Below are 14,245 nucleotides of genomic sequence, written 5' to 3' on the forward strand. Positions count from 1 at the left end.
CAGTATGCATAGAACGACACTCGGCCATCCCGCCATTTCTTCCCGACGCAGCGGCTTCGTCCGCTGGCTCGGCGTGCTTTGCCTTTCCGTCATGCTCGCGGCGTGCGGCGGTGGCGGCGGCGACGATTCCAGTTCCAGCAGCGGCGGTTCGTCGGGCGGCTCGGGCGGATCGGGCGGCGGCTCCGGCGGCGGCAGTTCGGGCACCAGCAGCGCCAACGCCCAGCCGATCGCGCCGAACGGCACGAACGCCGTGGCGATCAACGTCAACTCCGGCGTCGCGGGCTTCGTCAACATTCCGAACGTGTCGGTGACGGTGTGCGCGCCGGGCTCGTCGGTGTGCCAGACCATCGACAACATTCAGGTCGATACCGCGTCGTTCGGTCTGCGCATTCTTGGGTCGGCCGCGCAGTCCGTGCTCGGCAGCCTGCCGACCGCCCGCGCGTCGAACGGCGGCCAGCTCGCCGAATGCGCCGGGTTCGCGGACGGCTACACGTGGGGCACCGTGCGCACGGCCGACGTGAAGATCGGCACCGAAGTGGCGTCGGGCGTGCCGTTGCAGATCATCGGCGATCTGAACGCATCGGCGGCGCCGACCGGCGATAACGGCTGCCCGTCCGGTGGCGACGAGAATTCGACCGCCGATATCGGCGCGAACGGCATTCTCGGCATCGGCCCGCAAACCTACGATTGCGGCGACGGATGTGTGAGCACGCCGCTCAACGCGATGTACTTCTCGTGCAGCAACGGCGCGAACTGCACGGGTGTCGCGGTCCCGCTCGCGCAGCAGGTGACGAATCCGGTCACGAAGTTCGCGGTCAACAACAATGGCGTGATCGTGCAACTGCCGCCCGTCGCCGATAACGGCACAGCCACCGCGAGCGGCGTCCTGATATTCGGCATAGGCACGCAGAGCAACAACGCGATCAGCAACGTGACGAAGTACGGCACGGATCAATACGGCGATCTGACCGGCACGTACAAGGGCAAGACGTACAAGACGTTCTTCGACACGGGATCGAACGGCAACTTCTTCCAGGATAGTTTCCCGCTCTGCAACGGTTCGACGGCGTTCTATTGCCCGAGCTCGACGCAGTCGCTGTCGACGACGATCAAAGGCACCGAAGGCAACAGCGCGGTCGTGCCGTTCCTGCTCGCCAATGCCAGCTCGCTGACTTCGGGCAAGAACAAGTTCGCGTTCAACAGTCTCGGCGGTCAGTTGGGCATGTCGAATTTCTTCGACTTCGGCTTGCCGTTCTTCTTCGGCCGGCATGTCTATGTCGGATACCAGTTGCCGAACAGTTCGGCCTACGTGGCGTTCTGACGCGGCGATAGCGGTCCGCACATGAAAAACCGGCTGCGTTTTGCGCAGCCGGTTTTTTTTGTCACTCGTCCGCGCGCGGCTTCCGAGGCGCGCGCTCGGCGAGCGCGTCGTAGACCCGGCGCGGCAGCACGTGCATCAACATGCCGACGATGCGCATCTGCCACGGAAACGTCGCGTAGCGCACTTGGCGTTGAATCGCGTCGGCGGCTTTCTTGGCGAAGCGGTCGGTGTCCATCAGAAAGGGCATGCGATACGGATTGTGCGCGGTCATTTCCGAGCGCACGTAGCCCGGCGCGATCGTGACGACGCCGACGCCGAGCGGACGCATCTCGACGCGCAGCGCTTCCAGATACTTCGCCACCGCCGACTTCGACGCGCTGTATGCGCCGCCGCCCGGCAGCCCGCGCACGCCCGCGACGCTCGCAATGCCGACGAGCGTGCCGCGCCGCGCGGCCGTCATCGATTCGACGAAGGGCTCGAACGTCGCGACCATGCCGAAGTAGTTCACGTCCATCACGGTGCGGAACGTGTCGAGATCGCCGTGGCCTGTGAGCGCGCCGCGGCTCATGCCCGCGTTCGCGATGACGATATCCGCCGCGCCGTGCTCCGCGATGAAGCGGCGCGCGGCATCGGCGAGCGCGTTGGAGTCGCGCACGTCGGCGGGATAGATGGAAATGGCGCTTTGCGGATGACGGGCCGCGAACGCGGCGAGAGAATCGGCGCGGCGGGCGACGAGGCCGAGGATGGCCCCGCGTTTTACGTATTCCTCGGCGAGTGCGAGGCCGATGCCGCTCGATGCGCCGGTAATGAAGACCTTCAGGCGAACTGCATTCATACCGGCGCGGGTGGGGATCAGAGCTTCTTGTCGCGGACTTGCTGGACGAGGAAGTCCATGACCTGCGTGGTGCCCGGCAGGCTGTTGGTCATTGCCGGGCCGGTTTCGTACTTACCCTGGACGACGACCGTCGGCACGCCGTCGATCTTGTAGTCCTGCAGGAGCTTGGCGTCGCGCTGCACGGCGCTTTGCGTCGAGAACGAGTTATACGCTTCCATGTACTTCTTCGGATCGACGCCCTGCGTCTTGAGGAAGTCCGCCTGCGCCTGCGGCGTCAGCAGATAGTTCTTCTTCACGTGGATTTCGTTGAACACGGCCGGCGTGACCTTTTCCGCGACGCCGAGCGCGTCGAGCGCGTGATACATCTTCGAGTGCGGAATGAAGTCGTCGCGGAAGGCAACCGGCACGCGCTTGAACACGACGTCCGGGCCTTGCTTCTTCGCCCATGCCTCGATGTACGGCTCGAACTCGTTGCAGTGCGGGCAGCCGTACCAGAAGAACTCGATGACCTCGACCTTGCCCGCGGGCGCGGCGATCGGCTGCGGCGCCTGCAGGACGGAGTAGTCCTTGCCGGCGGTGGGCGCGGCCTGCGCCGAAGTCGCGAGGCTCAGGGAAGCCGCTGCGATGCCGAGGGAAAGAGCCAACGCGCTAAAGATTTTTTTCATGATTGAAGAGGGTACGCAATGAATACGCGACGGAACAAAAGCAGGCCCAATAGTGGGACATACGACGCTTAAGCCACGCTTAAGCCCATTCAAGCGTCGCGGCGTCTGAGGCCTGCGCCGCCGTCTTGCGGCGCGCAGGCACCTCGACTTCGTTTGCTGCGTTATTGCTTCGAGAAACGGATCACGGCGGTATCGACGCCCGCATCGGACAGACGCTGACGCGCCGTGTTCATGTCCTCGAACTTCGCGAACGGCCCAATGCGCACGCGATAGTACGTCACGCCGCCTGCATCGCGCTGCGTGACCTTCGATTCGAAACCCTGGAACCCGAGACGCGCACGCTGCTGTTCGGCATCCGCTTGCGTCTTGTACGCGCCGACCTGCAGGAAGTAGCCGGTGTTCGGCTCGCCGGGCGCGGGCGGCGTGGTTTTCGCCGTCGTGGGCGCCGAGCCGCCCTTCGGCGGCGTGGCGTTCGCGCTGCTCGTCGCGGCGGGCGCGTTCGGCGTGGCTTCGGGCTTCTTCGCGGGCGTAGTGCTCGCGGTCTTCGGCGCGGATGCGTTTGCGCCCGAAGGCGGCACCTCGACGATCTGCGGCTCGTCGAGCATGCCCGACGACTGCGTCTGGTTGTTAGTCTGACCCGGCGCGGTGTTGGGCGGCGTGGGCTGCGCGGCTTGCGGCACGGCCTGACCCGGCGACTTGCCCTGCAACGGACGATTCGGATCGTACGGCTGCGCGGCGGCGGGCGCGGAGTTGGCTTCGGACGGCGGCGGCGCGACCTTCGCCACGAACGGCGTTGGCGCGCGCGTGATGTACAGCGCGACGATCACGGCGATTGCGAGGCCGACGATCAGGCCCAGCACGATGCCGATAAACGTTCCCCCCGTTTGCTTCGACTGCTTCGATGTGCGGCGTGGTTTTGCCATCGTATGAATCACCTGCGAGAAAGTCTTCTGGTTGGGCGACGATTATAGCGGCGGCTCAAGACAAGCCCGCGCCAGGCATCTGCTCGCGCGGTCCGAAAATTCTGATTTCGGTGCCCGCGCGGCAGAAGTTTCACATCTTTTGAGGAGCGGAAACGCCGATGGTCGCGAGGCCGTTTTCGAGAACCTGGCGCGTCGCGGCGAGAAGCGCGATGCGCGCCGTGCGTTCCTTTTCATCGTCCACGAGCACGCGCTCCGCATTGTAGAACGAGTGAAATTCGCCAGCGAGGTCGCGCAGATAGAACGCGACTGCGTGCGGCGCGAGTTCCTCGGCGGCGTGCGCAAGCATGTCCGGGAATTCGGCGAGCTTGTTGAGCAACGCCATCGCGCGGTCGCTCGACAGCGGCGAAAGGTCCGCCTTGGCCGCTTGCGCGAGATCGCCCGCGTAGCGTTCCTTCCAGTCGTTGAGGATCGTGCAGATGCGCGCGTGCGCGTATTGCACGTAGTAGACCGGATTCTCGTCGTTCTGCTTGAGCGCGAGGTCGATGTCGAACACGAATTCGGTATCCGCCTTGCGCGAGATCAGGAAGAAGCGCACGGCGTCGCGGCCGCGGCGGATGGTGTCCTCGTCGATCTGATCGGGCGCGGTCTCGTGGCCCGGCGTGAGGCCGCCCGACCATTCGATCAGATCGCGCACCGTCACGTAGCTGCCCGCGCGCTTGGAGATTTTCACTTCCTGGCCGTCGCGCATGACGGTCACCATCTTGTGCAGCACGTAGTCGGGATAGCCCTTCGGAATGCCGATGCCAAGTCCTTGCAGGCCCGCGCGCACCCGCGCGATCGTGCCGTGGTGGTCCGAGCCTTGAATGTTGATGACCTTCGTGTAGCCGCGCTCCCACTTGGTCACGTGATATGCGACGTCCGGCACGAAGTACGTGTACGTGCCGTCGGATTTTTTCATCACGCGGTCTTTGTCGTCGCCTTCGTCGGTGGTGCGCAGCCACAGCGCGCCGTCCTGCTCGTAGGTCTTGCCGGCATCGACGAGCTCGGCCACCGTCTTTTCGACGCGGCCTTCCTTGTACAGCGACGACTCCAGATAGAACTGGTCGAACTTCACGCCGAACGCGGTCAGATCCATGTCCTGCTCGTGACGCAGATACGCGACGGCGAAATGGCGGATGGCTTCGAGATCCTCGACGTCGCCTTTGCCCTTCACCGGCTCGCCGTCCTTCGCCGCGACGGTTTCGCCCGCCATGTAGTCGCGCGCGATATCGGCGATGTACTCGCCGTTGTACGCCGCTTCCGGCCATTGCGCGTCGCCCGGCTTGAGACCGCGCGCGCGCAGTTGCGTGGAGATGGCGAGGTTGTTGATCTGCACGCCCGCGTCGTTGTAGTAGAACTCGCGGTGCACGTCGTAGCCCTGCGTTTCGAGCAGGTTCGAGAGCGCGTCGCCGAGCGCCGCCTGACGGCCGTGGCCGACATGCAGCGGACCCGTGGGATTCGCCGACACGAACTCGAGGAGCACGTGTCTGCCCGCGTCGCGCGTCGAGCGGCCGAACGCGGCGCCGTGGCCGAGCACGGCCGGGATCACGTCTTGCTTGGCCGACGAGGAAAGACGCAGATTAATGAAGCCGGGACCCGCCACTTCGGCGCTCTCGACGAGACCCTTCGCGGCCGGGAGGCCTAGCAAGGCATCGACGATCTGCTGCGCGAGCTGGCGCGGATTCGCGCGCAGCGGTTTGGCGAGCTGCATCGCGACATTCGATGCCACGTCGCCGTGCGCCGCGACCTTCGGACGTTCGAGGACGATCGCGGGCGCGATGAAGGCCGCTTCGCTGGCGCCTTGCGTGGCTTGTGCGACCTGCTTGACCGCGTCGGAGATGAGCGTTTCGAGTGTGTGTTTATGTGCGGGCAGCATGCTGAATGTGATCCAGTGGAGCGAGGGCTGACGGGGCGCGTTCTGGCGTGTGCACCGACTCAGAAGAGCGACTTCGCGACACGTTGGCCCCGGAATGTGGTGTGTGCAGCCGAACGGAACCGAGCACCACATGAAGTAGGGATTTTAGCAGGTGCTAATATGTCGAATCAGGGTGTTGTCACGTCGTCATGTCAGGGAGACCGGCTCGTCTGCGCGTTTCGTTTGCAAACCGCCTATGACCCAACATAAACAAAAGGACCATGCCATGCTGATCACGTTCAAATGTCCGGCCGCACCGGACGTCATCATGCTGGAGAACCTCGCGGAGTATCTGCTCGGCATCATCGGCAAGCAGCTCACGGCGCGGGGCGTCATCACGCACGAAGACCTGCCGGCTGCCATCCAGAAACTCGAAGCGGCCGTCGCGACCGATAAAAAAGAGCGCGCCGAGCACGAGGGCCATTTTCACGAAGGCGAGGAAGGCCATGTGCCGCACGAGCATCCGGTCGGACTCGCGCAGCGCGCGTTTCCGTTCATCGACATGCTGCGGCTCGCGCAAAAACACAACGCCGATATTCTCTGGGGCGTCTGATCGCCCGGCGTCGTTCGCAGCGTCGACAAAGAAAAACCCGCATCGTCGCCGATGCGGGTTTTTTTCTTCCGATGAAACGTCTGACGGCTTGAGTCGCGTACTGCGTATTACTGCGACTGGCCGCTTTCCGGGCCTGCGGGTTTCGCGGGCGGATGCTGCTTCTTCGGCTTCTTGGGTTTCTTCTTGTGCTCGGTCTGCGGCGGCGAGTACGAGGAAGCCTCGGTGCTGCTCGCCTGCGCGAACGCGGCCGAACTCGACACGGCGAGCAGCGCCGCGGCGATCGCTACGGTTACGGCGGACGTCATCTTCTTCATGCGACTTATCTCCGTTGACGAAAGGATTGCGTTGGCCGTCATGACGACGGCTCGTCGCGCTGACAAGTCTACGGAAACCAAAAACTTCCCGCCGGTTCCGTGCATATTCCGGCTATCAGTTGCGCGATATGTCGTTTCGATGCATCAACGCTGCGGCGCGAGCGCGCGTTCCGCATCGGACGTCGAGATGGCCATGCGTTCGGCGTAGCTCGCGAGCTGATCGTCGCCGATCTTGCCCACCGAGAAGTACGTGCTGTCCGGATGCGCGAGATAGAAGCCCGACACGCTCGCCGCCGGCAGCATCGCGAGCGATTCGGTCACGCTCATGCCGATCTCGTTTGCCTGAAGCACTTCGAACATATCGCGCTTGACGAGGTGATCCGGGCACGCCGGATAACCCGGCGCCGGACGAATGCCCGCGTACTTTTCCGCGATCAGCGCATCGTTGTCGAGCGTCTCGTTCGCCGCATAGCCCCACAGCTCGCGACGCACGCGCGCGTGCAGCGCTTCGGCGAAGGCTTCCGCGAAACGGTCGGCGAGCGCCTTCAGCATGATCGCGCTGTAGTCGTCGTGATCGGCTTCGAACTGTTGTTCCTTTTTATCGACGCCGATGCCCGCCGTCACCGCGAACATGCCGATGTAGTCCTTCACGCCCGAGTCCTTCGGCGCGATGAAATCGGCGAGCGAGCGGTTCGGGCGCATCACGCCGTCGACGACCGGACGCACGCTCTGCTGACGCAGATTGCGCCACGTCATCGCGACTTGCGAGCGCGAGTCGTCGGTGTAGATCTCGATGTCGTCGTCGTTCACGGTGTTCGCGGGCAGCAGCATGACGACGCCGTTCGCCGTCAGCCAGCGGCCCTGGATCAGGCGCGAGAGCATCGACTTGCCGTCGGAGAACACGCGGCGCGCCGATTCGCCCACGATCTCGTCGTTCAGGATCGCGGGATAGGGACCGGCGAGATCCCACGTCTGAAAGAACGGACCCCAGTCGATGTAATTCGCCAGTTCCGCGAGGTCATAGTTCCTGAACACGCGACGCCCGATGAAGCTCGGCTTCTTCGGCGCATACGCGCTCCAGTCGATCTTTGTCTTGTTGGCGCGGGCCTCTGCGTAGGTGACCATCGGCTGCGCCTTGCGGTTCGCGTGCTGCGTGCGGATGCGGTCGTAGTCGGTCTTGAGTTCGTCGAGATACTTCGCCGCGCCCTCGTCGGACAACAGGCTCGACGCCACCGACACCGACCGCGACGCGTCCGGCACGTACACGACCGGCCCTTCGTAATGCGGCGCGATCTTCACGGCCGTATGCACGCGCGAAGTCGTCGCGCCGCCGATGAGCAACGGCGTCTGCTTGCCGCGGAAGTATTCGTCGCGTTGCATTTCGGAGGCGACGTAGGCCATCTCTTCGAGGCTCGGCGTAATCAGCCCCGACAGCCCGATGATGTCCGCGCCTTCTTCCTTCGCCTTCTGAAGAATGGTCGCGCAGGGCACCATCACGCCCATGTTGACCACTTCGAAGTTGTTGCACTGGAGCACGACCGACACGATGTTCTTGCCGATGTCGTGCACGTCGCCCTTCACGGTCGCGATGACGATCTTGCCCTTGGGCCGCACGTCCGCGCCCGCATCGGCGAGACGCTTCTTTTCCTCTTCGATGAACGGAATCAGATGCGCGACCGCCTGCTTCATCACGCGCGCGGACTTCACGACTTGCGGCAGGAACATCTTGCCCGCGCCGAACAGGTCGCCCACGATGTTCATGCCGTCCATCAGCGGGCCTTCGATTACGTTGATCGGACGGCCGCCCGCCTTGTCGATCTTCTGCCGCACTTCTTCCGTATCTTCGACGATGAAGTTCGTGATGCCATGCACGAGCGCATGCGACAGACGCGCCTCGACCGGCTGATTGCGCCATTCGAGGTTCTCTTCCTTCTTCGCGGCGCCGGTCTTGAACTTGTCGGCGATTTCGAGCAGACGATCCGTGCCGTCGTCACGGCGATTCAGCACGACGTCTTCGACTCGTTCGCGCAGTTCGGCATCGAGATCGGCATACACGCCGAGCTGTCCCGCGTTGACGATGCCCATGTCCATGCCCGCCTGAATCGCGTGATACAGGAACACGGTATGGATCGCCTCGCGCACCGGATCGTTGCCGCGGAACGAGAACGACACGTTCGACACGCCGCCGGACACCTTCGCGTGCGGCAGATGCTGCTTGATCCAGCGCGTGGCTTCGATGAAATCGACGGCGTAGTTGTTGTGCTCTTCGATGCCCGTCGCGATGGCGAAGATGTTCGGATCGAAGATGATGTCTTCCGGCTCAAAACCGGCTTCGTTCACGAGAATGTCGTAGGAACGCTTGCAGATTTCCGTCTTGCGCTGGAACGTGTCGGCCTGGCCTTGCTCGTCGAACGCCATCACGACCGACGCCGCGCCGTATCGGCGAATCAGCTTCGCGTGATGGACGAACTGTTCCTTGCCTTCCTTCAGCGAGATCGAATTGACGATCGCCTTGCCTTGCACGCACTTGAGGCCCGCTTCGATCACGTCCCACTTCGACGAGTCGATCATGATCGGCACGCGCGCGATATCCGGCTCCGACGCGATCAGATTCAGAAAGCGCACCATCGCGGCTTTCGAATCGAGCATGGCTTCGTCCATGTTGATGTCGATGACCTGCGCGCCGTTTTCGACCTGCTGGCGCGCGACGGCGAGCGCTTCGTCGAACTGGCCGTTCAGGATCATGCGCGCGAACGCCTTTGAGCCGGTCACGTTCGTGCGCTCGCCGACGTTGATGAAGAGCGAGCCGCCGGTGACGTTGAACGGCTCCAGGCCGGAGAGGCGCATCGTGTGATCGGTCATGTCTTGTATCTCTTAATCGATGTCAGGCTGCTGCTTATTTGCTGCTTATTTGCTGCTTATTTGCTGCTTATTTGCTGCTTACGCAACTTCGCGATATTGCGACGGGAACGCGCGCGGCTTCACTTCGGCCAGCGCCTTCGCGATCTCCGCGATGTGCTCCGGCGTCGTGCCGCAGCAGCCGCCCGCGACGTTCACGAGGCCGGCGGTCGCGAACTCCTTCAGCAATCCCGACGTCACGTCCGGTGTCTCGTCGAAGCCCGTGTCGCTCATCGGATTCGGCAGGCCGGCGTTCGGATAGCAGGACACGTAGGTATCGCAAATCTTCGCCAGCTCGGCGATGTACGGACGCATCAGCGCCGCGCCCAGCGCGCAGTTCAGGCCGAACGTGAGCGGCTTCGCGTGACGCAGCGAATTCCAGAACGCTTCCACCGTCTGGCCCGACAGAATGCGGCCGGATGCATCGGTGACGGTGCCCGAAATCATGATCGGCACGAGTTCGCCGGTGTCCTCGAACAGTTGATCGAGTGCGAACAACGCGGCCTTCGCGTTCAGCGTGTCGAAGATCGTTTCGACGAGGAAGAGATCGCAGCCCGCGTCGAGCAGCGCTTTTGCCTGTTCGTAGTACGCGTCGCGCAGTTCGTCGAACGTGACGTTGCGTGCGCCCGGATCGTTCACGTCGGGCGAAATGCTCGCGGTCTTCGGCGTCGGTCCGATCGCGCCCGCGACGAAGCGCGGCTTGTCCGGTGTCGAGTATTTGTCGCAGGCTTCGCGCGCGAGCTTCACCGACTCGATGTTCATCTCCGCCGCGAGGTCTTCCATGCCGTAATCGGCTTGGGCGACGCGCGTCGCGCCGAACGTGTTCGTTTCGAGGATGTCGGCGCCCGCCGCCAGATATTGCTCGTGAATCTCGCGGATAACGTGCGGCTGCGTGATCGACAGCAGTTCGTTGTTGCCCTTGATGTCGCGGCCGTAGTCCTTGAAGCGCTCGCCGCGATACGCGGCTTCGTCGAGCTTGTAGCGCTGGATCATCGTGCCCATGGCGCCGTCGAGAATCAGGATGCGCTTTTGCAGCAGCGCGGGCAGCGCGGCGCCGCGCGTGTAGGCGCGCGCGGGCGCTTTCGGAATGGCGTTCTGGGTCATGACGGACGAGGCCTGCACCAAATGTGAAATAGCCTGACATTGTAGCCGCAGCGCGCACCGGTCGCTTCCGGTGGACGGGCGCGCGCGCGTTGCCGGCCGGCAAAAAAGAACCCCGCCGATTGCGGGGCGGGGTCTTTGGTGAAACAGCGGGTGTCGCCTGAGCCGCGAGTCCGGGCGGCGGCGGGCGCGAACGGCGCGAAGCCGTCCGCGCGCGTGCATGCATCAGTGAAGCACGACGGGTTGATTCATCAAAATGTCGAACTGGCCGAGGAATTCATCGACATCTTCGAGCGACGGCTCTTCAGCGATCAACTGTTGAACGTGCTCGCGAAACTTCGCCGCGAGCGCGCCATCGATGAAGATCTCCCGTTGCGTGTTCTTGTCGACGATCTCGTAGCCGCCCGCCTTCATGGCGAGATGGTTGTCTTGCGGCGGAAATTCGACGACGCAATAGTTGGGGCTGTTGTAGATCATTTGCATGGCGACACTCCTTATTCCTTGTTGCTCCGTAGCAATCCTGGGTCCTAGTTGGAGCGATTGGGTTGGAATTCAAGGGGTGGCCTCGATGTGATGCCGATTGTATCGAGGCTTTCTTTTGCAACAAAAACAGGAAAAATCAACTTGAACCGCGCAAGAAGTTCCCCAATAGACCGGAGAAGCGCTGCGATTCCTCCACCGGTGTCAAATGCGCGGCGTTAAGTAATTCGAATCTTGCGCCGGGCACCGTGTCTGCGACCACCTTCGAAGCAGCATGCGGCGTGCCAGTGTCGTGCTGACCCGCGATGACCAGCGTGCGCTTGTCCACTGAGGCCAGTTTGTCTCGCGCATCGAAACGGCTGACGGCCTCCGCCGCGCGCGCGAAACTCTCGGTGGGTGTGCGCGCGATCGTTTCCCCGATTGGCTCTGTCACTTCAGGATGCGCCTTGCGGAATTCGGGCGTCAGCCATCTTTCGAGCGTGGCATCCACGATACTCGCTGTCCCGTTTTCGCGCACGGAAGCTGCCCGTTGCGCGAATGTCGGACGCGCGTCCTCGGGGATAAAGGCCGGCGCGCCGACAACGGTCAGCGATTCCACTTTGGCGGCATGGTTGATCGCGAACTTCTGCGCGACCATTCCGCCGATCGACAGACCGACCACATGCGCCGATGGCGCGCCGAGCTGCTCCAGCAGTTGCGCGAGATCGTCGGCGAGATCGTCGATCGTGAACGAATCCGGCGATACGGTTGTCTCGCCGTGCCCGCGCAAGTCGTAGCGCAGCACGGTGAAGTCGTTGCGGAAGTAGCCGGCCATCTGATCCCAAATCGAAAGATCGCCGGCGAGTTGATGGATGAAGACGAGCCAGGGACCGCCGCCTTCGTTGTCGAGAACATAGCGTGTATCGATGCGATTGATCGTCAACTGCATGTCGGCTCCGTAAAGAATGCGGTTTGCGATGCTGTTTCCGATTTGACTGCACGCGCCTAAGTCGTGCCTGCGCGGTGTCACGAAGTGTGACGGCCGCGTTACGGTTTGTCCGCGGCAGGCTCTGGTGGCTCGACGGGCACGGCGGGCGCGGATTCTTCAGACGCAGCTTGCGTGCCCGGGGCGACATCGTGTCCCTCCGTTGGCGGCGCTTCGAGCTTGCCGGCCCACAGCAGTTCGATCTGCATGCCATTTGGCTCGGTTTGAAGAATCCGCACGGGCAGCCAGCCGATCGACGGCGCGAGCCAGATATCGAGCTTGCGGCGGTCGCCGTCCTTGCGCGGTAGGCGCGTGAAGTGGCGCGCGGTGGTGAAGCCGCCGCGCGCCTGCACGGTTTCGTCGCCGACGGTTTCGATCGGCCAGATTTCGTTGCTGTCGTTATCCGCGACGCTGAACTGGCGCGTGACGCCCGGCTTGTATTTGTCCGGCGCGCCGCGCACGAGGCTCGCCAGTTGCATGACGACGCTGAAGCGATCCTGCGCGCCGTCCGCGAGCGGCTGGTTCTGCGGCGTTTTCGTGTAGACGATCTGCTTCGTTTCGCGGTTGAAGATGGCGATATCGGCGGCGCGGCGGCCGCGCTGCTCGGTGTACTGTTCCGGCGCGATGCCGAATCCGTCGATATGACCTTTGCTCGAATACACATACGGACCGACGAACGGCAGCGGAATCGAGACGACCATCTCGTAGTGCTGGCCGTCGTTGCTCCAGTGGATCGTGCCGGTCTGATTCATCATGCCGTTGACGAGCGTGTCGTAACGTAACTCGCCGGTGGGCGGAACACTGAATTTGTCGCCCGATGCGGTCGCGGGTTGCGATGCAGTCTGCGCTGCGGTCTGCGAAGCGGGCGATGCCGCTTGTTGCGCAGGCGCCGAAGCCGCCACGCCCGACGCGGCCGCCGGGGCGTCCGGCTGCGGTGTCGCGGCGGTCAATACCGGCGCCGCCGCGGGCGCCGGTTTTTGCGCAGGCGCAGGCGCGGGCGCGGGCGCGGCCGGTTTCGGCGGAGCGGCCGGTTTTGCCGGCGCGGGCGCGGGCGGCGTCGGTGCGGGCGGCGCGATCGGCTTGGGCGTCAGCAATTCCACCTGCACGGGCGGTGCGCCGGGCGGCGTGTGCATCGGCTGCCGGTTGTGCTCGATCCAGCGCACCGCGCCGACATGCAGTCCCGCGACGATCAGCACCGCCAGCGCCCAGCGCCCCCAGCGGCGCGGCGTGGCGGATTCGATGGCGGCAGCGGATGGCTCGCCCGACGCGGGGCGAGGACGGCGGAATGGAAACAGTGACATCGTGGAAGGCGTGAAAAGCGCGTGATGCGGAGGATCGGCGAAAAGGCGTAAGACACGCGCGATGGAAACGATGTTCCTGGCCCCAATCGACGGGAGCAGTCAGCGCTCGCCCGCCTTGTGCCCCAGTTCGTACGACAGCCCGCGCGCGCATTCGCGCAACGCGGTGTCGATTTCGCCGCCCCAGCGCGTGTCGAACGTGCCTTCGTGCCCGAGCGCGATGAGACCGAGCGCGAGTTCGCCGGTTGCATCGAAGACCGGCGTGCAGAATGCATGGATCGTCGGCAGCAGCATGCCTTCGACGCGCGCCGCGCCGTGCTCGCGCACTTCGGCGAGCAGCGGCTCGACATCGGCCATCGTCTGCTTCGTGGCGGCGAGTTCGCGCTCGAGCATCGGCTGCGTCTTGCTGCGCGGCAGATAGGCGGCGAAAAGCAGTCCGGTCGCCGATGAAAGCAGCGGCATGACATCGCCCAGCTTGAGCGACGCCTTCGCCGGATGGCTCGATTCCATCCAGTGCACGACGGTCGGCCCCTGATTGCCCCACACCGCGATGCCGACCGTCTGATCCAGCCGATCGCGCATCTGCGCAAGCGCGATGCGCGCAAGCCGCACGCCATCGACGCGCGCGAGCCGCGCGAGCCCCATCTGCAACGCGAAGCCGCCGAGCTCGTAACGCCCGGAAACCGGATCCTGCGACGCGACGCCGAGCCGCAGAAAACTCACCAGATAGCGATGCGCCTTCGCCGGGCTCATGCCCGCGCGTTGCGCGAGGTCGCGCAGCATCATCGCACGCGGTTCGTTGGTCAGCACGTCGAGCAGGCGGAAGCCGACTTCGATCGATTGAATGCCGGAGCGCGTTTTTTCTTCGGCGGCATCGTGGGTGTCTTCGTCGTCGGTGAGGGAGGTGGATTGCATGTGCGAAAAGGCTTATGCCGTTCG

At 63.9% G+C, this 14,245-nt stretch carries 13 protein-coding genes; 2 read left to right on the forward strand and 11 right to left on the reverse strand.

The genetic code is table 11. The annotated features are described in order from the left end of the window. The first annotated feature begins 4 nt into the window (after positions 1-4). Positions 5-1,321: a DUF3443 domain-containing protein gene (locus tag AWB76_RS03920; RefSeq protein ID WP_061158798.1), complete on the forward strand. Its 1,317-nt coding sequence runs from the start codon at positions 5-7 to the stop codon at positions 1,319-1,321. A gap of 61 nt (positions 1,322-1,382) precedes the next feature. Here AWB76_RS03920 and AWB76_RS03925 read toward each other — a convergent pair whose 3' ends face one another. The 4 genes from AWB76_RS03925 to argS form a co-directional block, all read right to left on the reverse strand. Beyond that, positions 1,383-2,156, reverse strand: a complete 774-nt coding sequence (locus tag AWB76_RS03925; RefSeq protein WP_061158799.1) for an SDR family oxidoreductase — start codon at positions 2,154-2,156, stop codon at positions 1,383-1,385. Positions 2,157-2,173: 17 nt separating this feature from the next. Next, complete coding sequence (locus AWB76_RS03930) at positions 2,174-2,821, reverse strand: thiol:disulfide interchange protein DsbA/DsbL (protein ID WP_061158800.1); 648 nt, start codon at positions 2,819-2,821, stop codon at positions 2,174-2,176. A gap of 161 nt (positions 2,822-2,982) precedes the next feature. Then, on the reverse strand, positions 2,983-3,744 hold the full coding sequence (locus AWB76_RS03935; protein ID WP_061158801.1) for an SPOR domain-containing protein: 762 nt from the start codon (positions 3,742-3,744) through the stop codon (positions 2,983-2,985). 130 nt (positions 3,745-3,874) lie between these two features. Next, the gene (argS, locus tag AWB76_RS03940; RefSeq protein WP_061158802.1) at positions 3,875-5,659 is read right to left on the reverse strand and encodes an arginine--tRNA ligase; all 1,785 of its coding nucleotides are present in this window, start codon (positions 5,657-5,659) and stop codon (positions 3,875-3,877) included. A 265-nt stretch (positions 5,660-5,924) separates the two neighbouring features. On the opposite strand from argS, the gene AWB76_RS03945 reads away from it, so the two are divergent. Continuing rightward, positions 5,925-6,251, forward strand: coding sequence for a DUF1840 domain-containing protein (locus AWB76_RS03945; RefSeq protein WP_061159012.1), 327 nt, complete (start codon positions 5,925-5,927; stop codon positions 6,249-6,251). A gap of 107 nt (positions 6,252-6,358) precedes the next feature. Here the strand turns inward: AWB76_RS03945 and AWB76_RS03950 are convergent, their stop codons facing one another. The 7 genes from AWB76_RS03950 to AWB76_RS03980 all read right to left on the reverse strand — a co-directional run bounded on the left by AWB76_RS03950 (position 6,359) and on the right by AWB76_RS03980 (position 14,221). After that, positions 6,359-6,565, reverse strand: coding sequence for a hypothetical protein (locus tag AWB76_RS03950; RefSeq protein WP_061158803.1), 207 nt, complete (start codon positions 6,563-6,565; stop codon positions 6,359-6,361). 144 nt (positions 6,566-6,709) lie between these two features. After that, positions 6,710-9,427, reverse strand: a complete 2,718-nt coding sequence (metH, locus tag AWB76_RS03955) for a methionine synthase (protein ID WP_061158804.1) — start codon at positions 9,425-9,427, stop codon at positions 6,710-6,712. A 78-nt stretch (positions 9,428-9,505) separates the two neighbouring features. Then, positions 9,506-10,567 carry a homocysteine S-methyltransferase family protein gene (locus AWB76_RS03960; RefSeq protein ID WP_061158805.1) on the reverse strand — a complete coding sequence of 354 codons (1,062 nt, stop codon included), beginning with the start codon at positions 10,565-10,567 and terminating at the stop codon, positions 9,506-9,508. 222 nt (positions 10,568-10,789) lie between these two features. Continuing rightward, on the reverse strand, positions 10,790-11,047 hold the full coding sequence (locus AWB76_RS03965) for a BTH_I0359 family protein (protein ID WP_008351849.1): 258 nt from the start codon (positions 11,045-11,047) through the stop codon (positions 10,790-10,792). 136 nt (positions 11,048-11,183) lie between these two features. Further along, entirely contained in the window at positions 11,184-11,972 is a 789-nt protein-coding gene (locus tag AWB76_RS03970; RefSeq protein ID WP_061158806.1) for an alpha/beta fold hydrolase, read from the reverse strand. A 98-nt stretch (positions 11,973-12,070) separates the two neighbouring features. After that, entirely contained in the window at positions 12,071-13,309 is a 1,239-nt protein-coding gene (locus tag AWB76_RS03975; RefSeq protein ID WP_061158807.1) for a DUF3108 domain-containing protein, read from the reverse strand. A gap of 99 nt (positions 13,310-13,408) precedes the next feature. After that, positions 13,409-14,221, reverse strand: a complete 813-nt coding sequence (locus AWB76_RS03980) for an IclR family transcriptional regulator (RefSeq protein WP_061158808.1) — start codon at positions 14,219-14,221, stop codon at positions 13,409-13,411. Positions 14,222-14,245: the final 24 nt, after the last annotated feature.

This window comes from Caballeronia temeraria, from assembly GCF_001544795.2.
In the GTDB taxonomy this organism is placed as follows: domain Bacteria; phylum Pseudomonadota; class Gammaproteobacteria; order Burkholderiales; family Burkholderiaceae; genus Caballeronia; species Caballeronia temeraria.

Coding starts and splice junctions, on each gene's coding strand:
- AWB76_RS03920 (WP_061158798.1), top strand. CDS start 5: ATGCATAGAACGACACTCGGCCATCCCGCCATTTCTTCCCGACGCAGC.
- AWB76_RS03925 (WP_061158799.1), bottom strand. CDS start 2,156: ATGAATGCAGTTCGCCTGAAGGTCTTCATTACCGGCGCATCGAGCGGC.
- AWB76_RS03930 (WP_061158800.1), bottom strand. CDS start 2,821: ATGAAAAAAATCTTTAGCGCGTTGGCTCTTTCCCTCGGCATCGCAGCG.
- AWB76_RS03935 (WP_061158801.1), bottom strand. CDS start 3,744: ATGGCAAAACCACGCCGCACATCGAAGCAGTCGAAGCAAACGGGGGGA.
- argS (WP_061158802.1), bottom strand. CDS start 5,659: ATGCTGCCCGCACATAAACACACACTCGAAACGCTCATCTCCGACGCG.
- AWB76_RS03945 (WP_061159012.1), top strand. CDS start 5,925: ATGCTGATCACGTTCAAATGTCCGGCCGCACCGGACGTCATCATGCTG.
- AWB76_RS03950 (WP_061158803.1), bottom strand. CDS start 6,565: ATGAAGAAGATGACGTCCGCCGTAACCGTAGCGATCGCCGCGGCGCTG.
- metH (WP_061158804.1), bottom strand. CDS start 9,427: ATGACCGATCACACGATGCGCCTCTCCGGCCTGGAGCCGTTCAACGTC.
- AWB76_RS03960 (WP_061158805.1), bottom strand. CDS start 10,567: ATGACCCAGAACGCCATTCCGAAAGCGCCCGCGCGCGCCTACACGCGC.
- AWB76_RS03965 (WP_008351849.1), bottom strand. CDS start 11,047: ATGCAAATGATCTACAACAGCCCCAACTATTGCGTCGTCGAATTTCCG.
- AWB76_RS03970 (WP_061158806.1), bottom strand. CDS start 11,972: ATGCAGTTGACGATCAATCGCATCGATACACGCTATGTTCTCGACAAC.
- AWB76_RS03975 (WP_061158807.1), bottom strand. CDS start 13,309: ATGTCACTGTTTCCATTCCGCCGTCCTCGCCCCGCGTCGGGCGAGCCA.
- AWB76_RS03980 (WP_061158808.1), bottom strand. CDS start 14,221: ATGCAATCCACCTCCCTCACCGACGACGAAGACACCCACGATGCCGCC.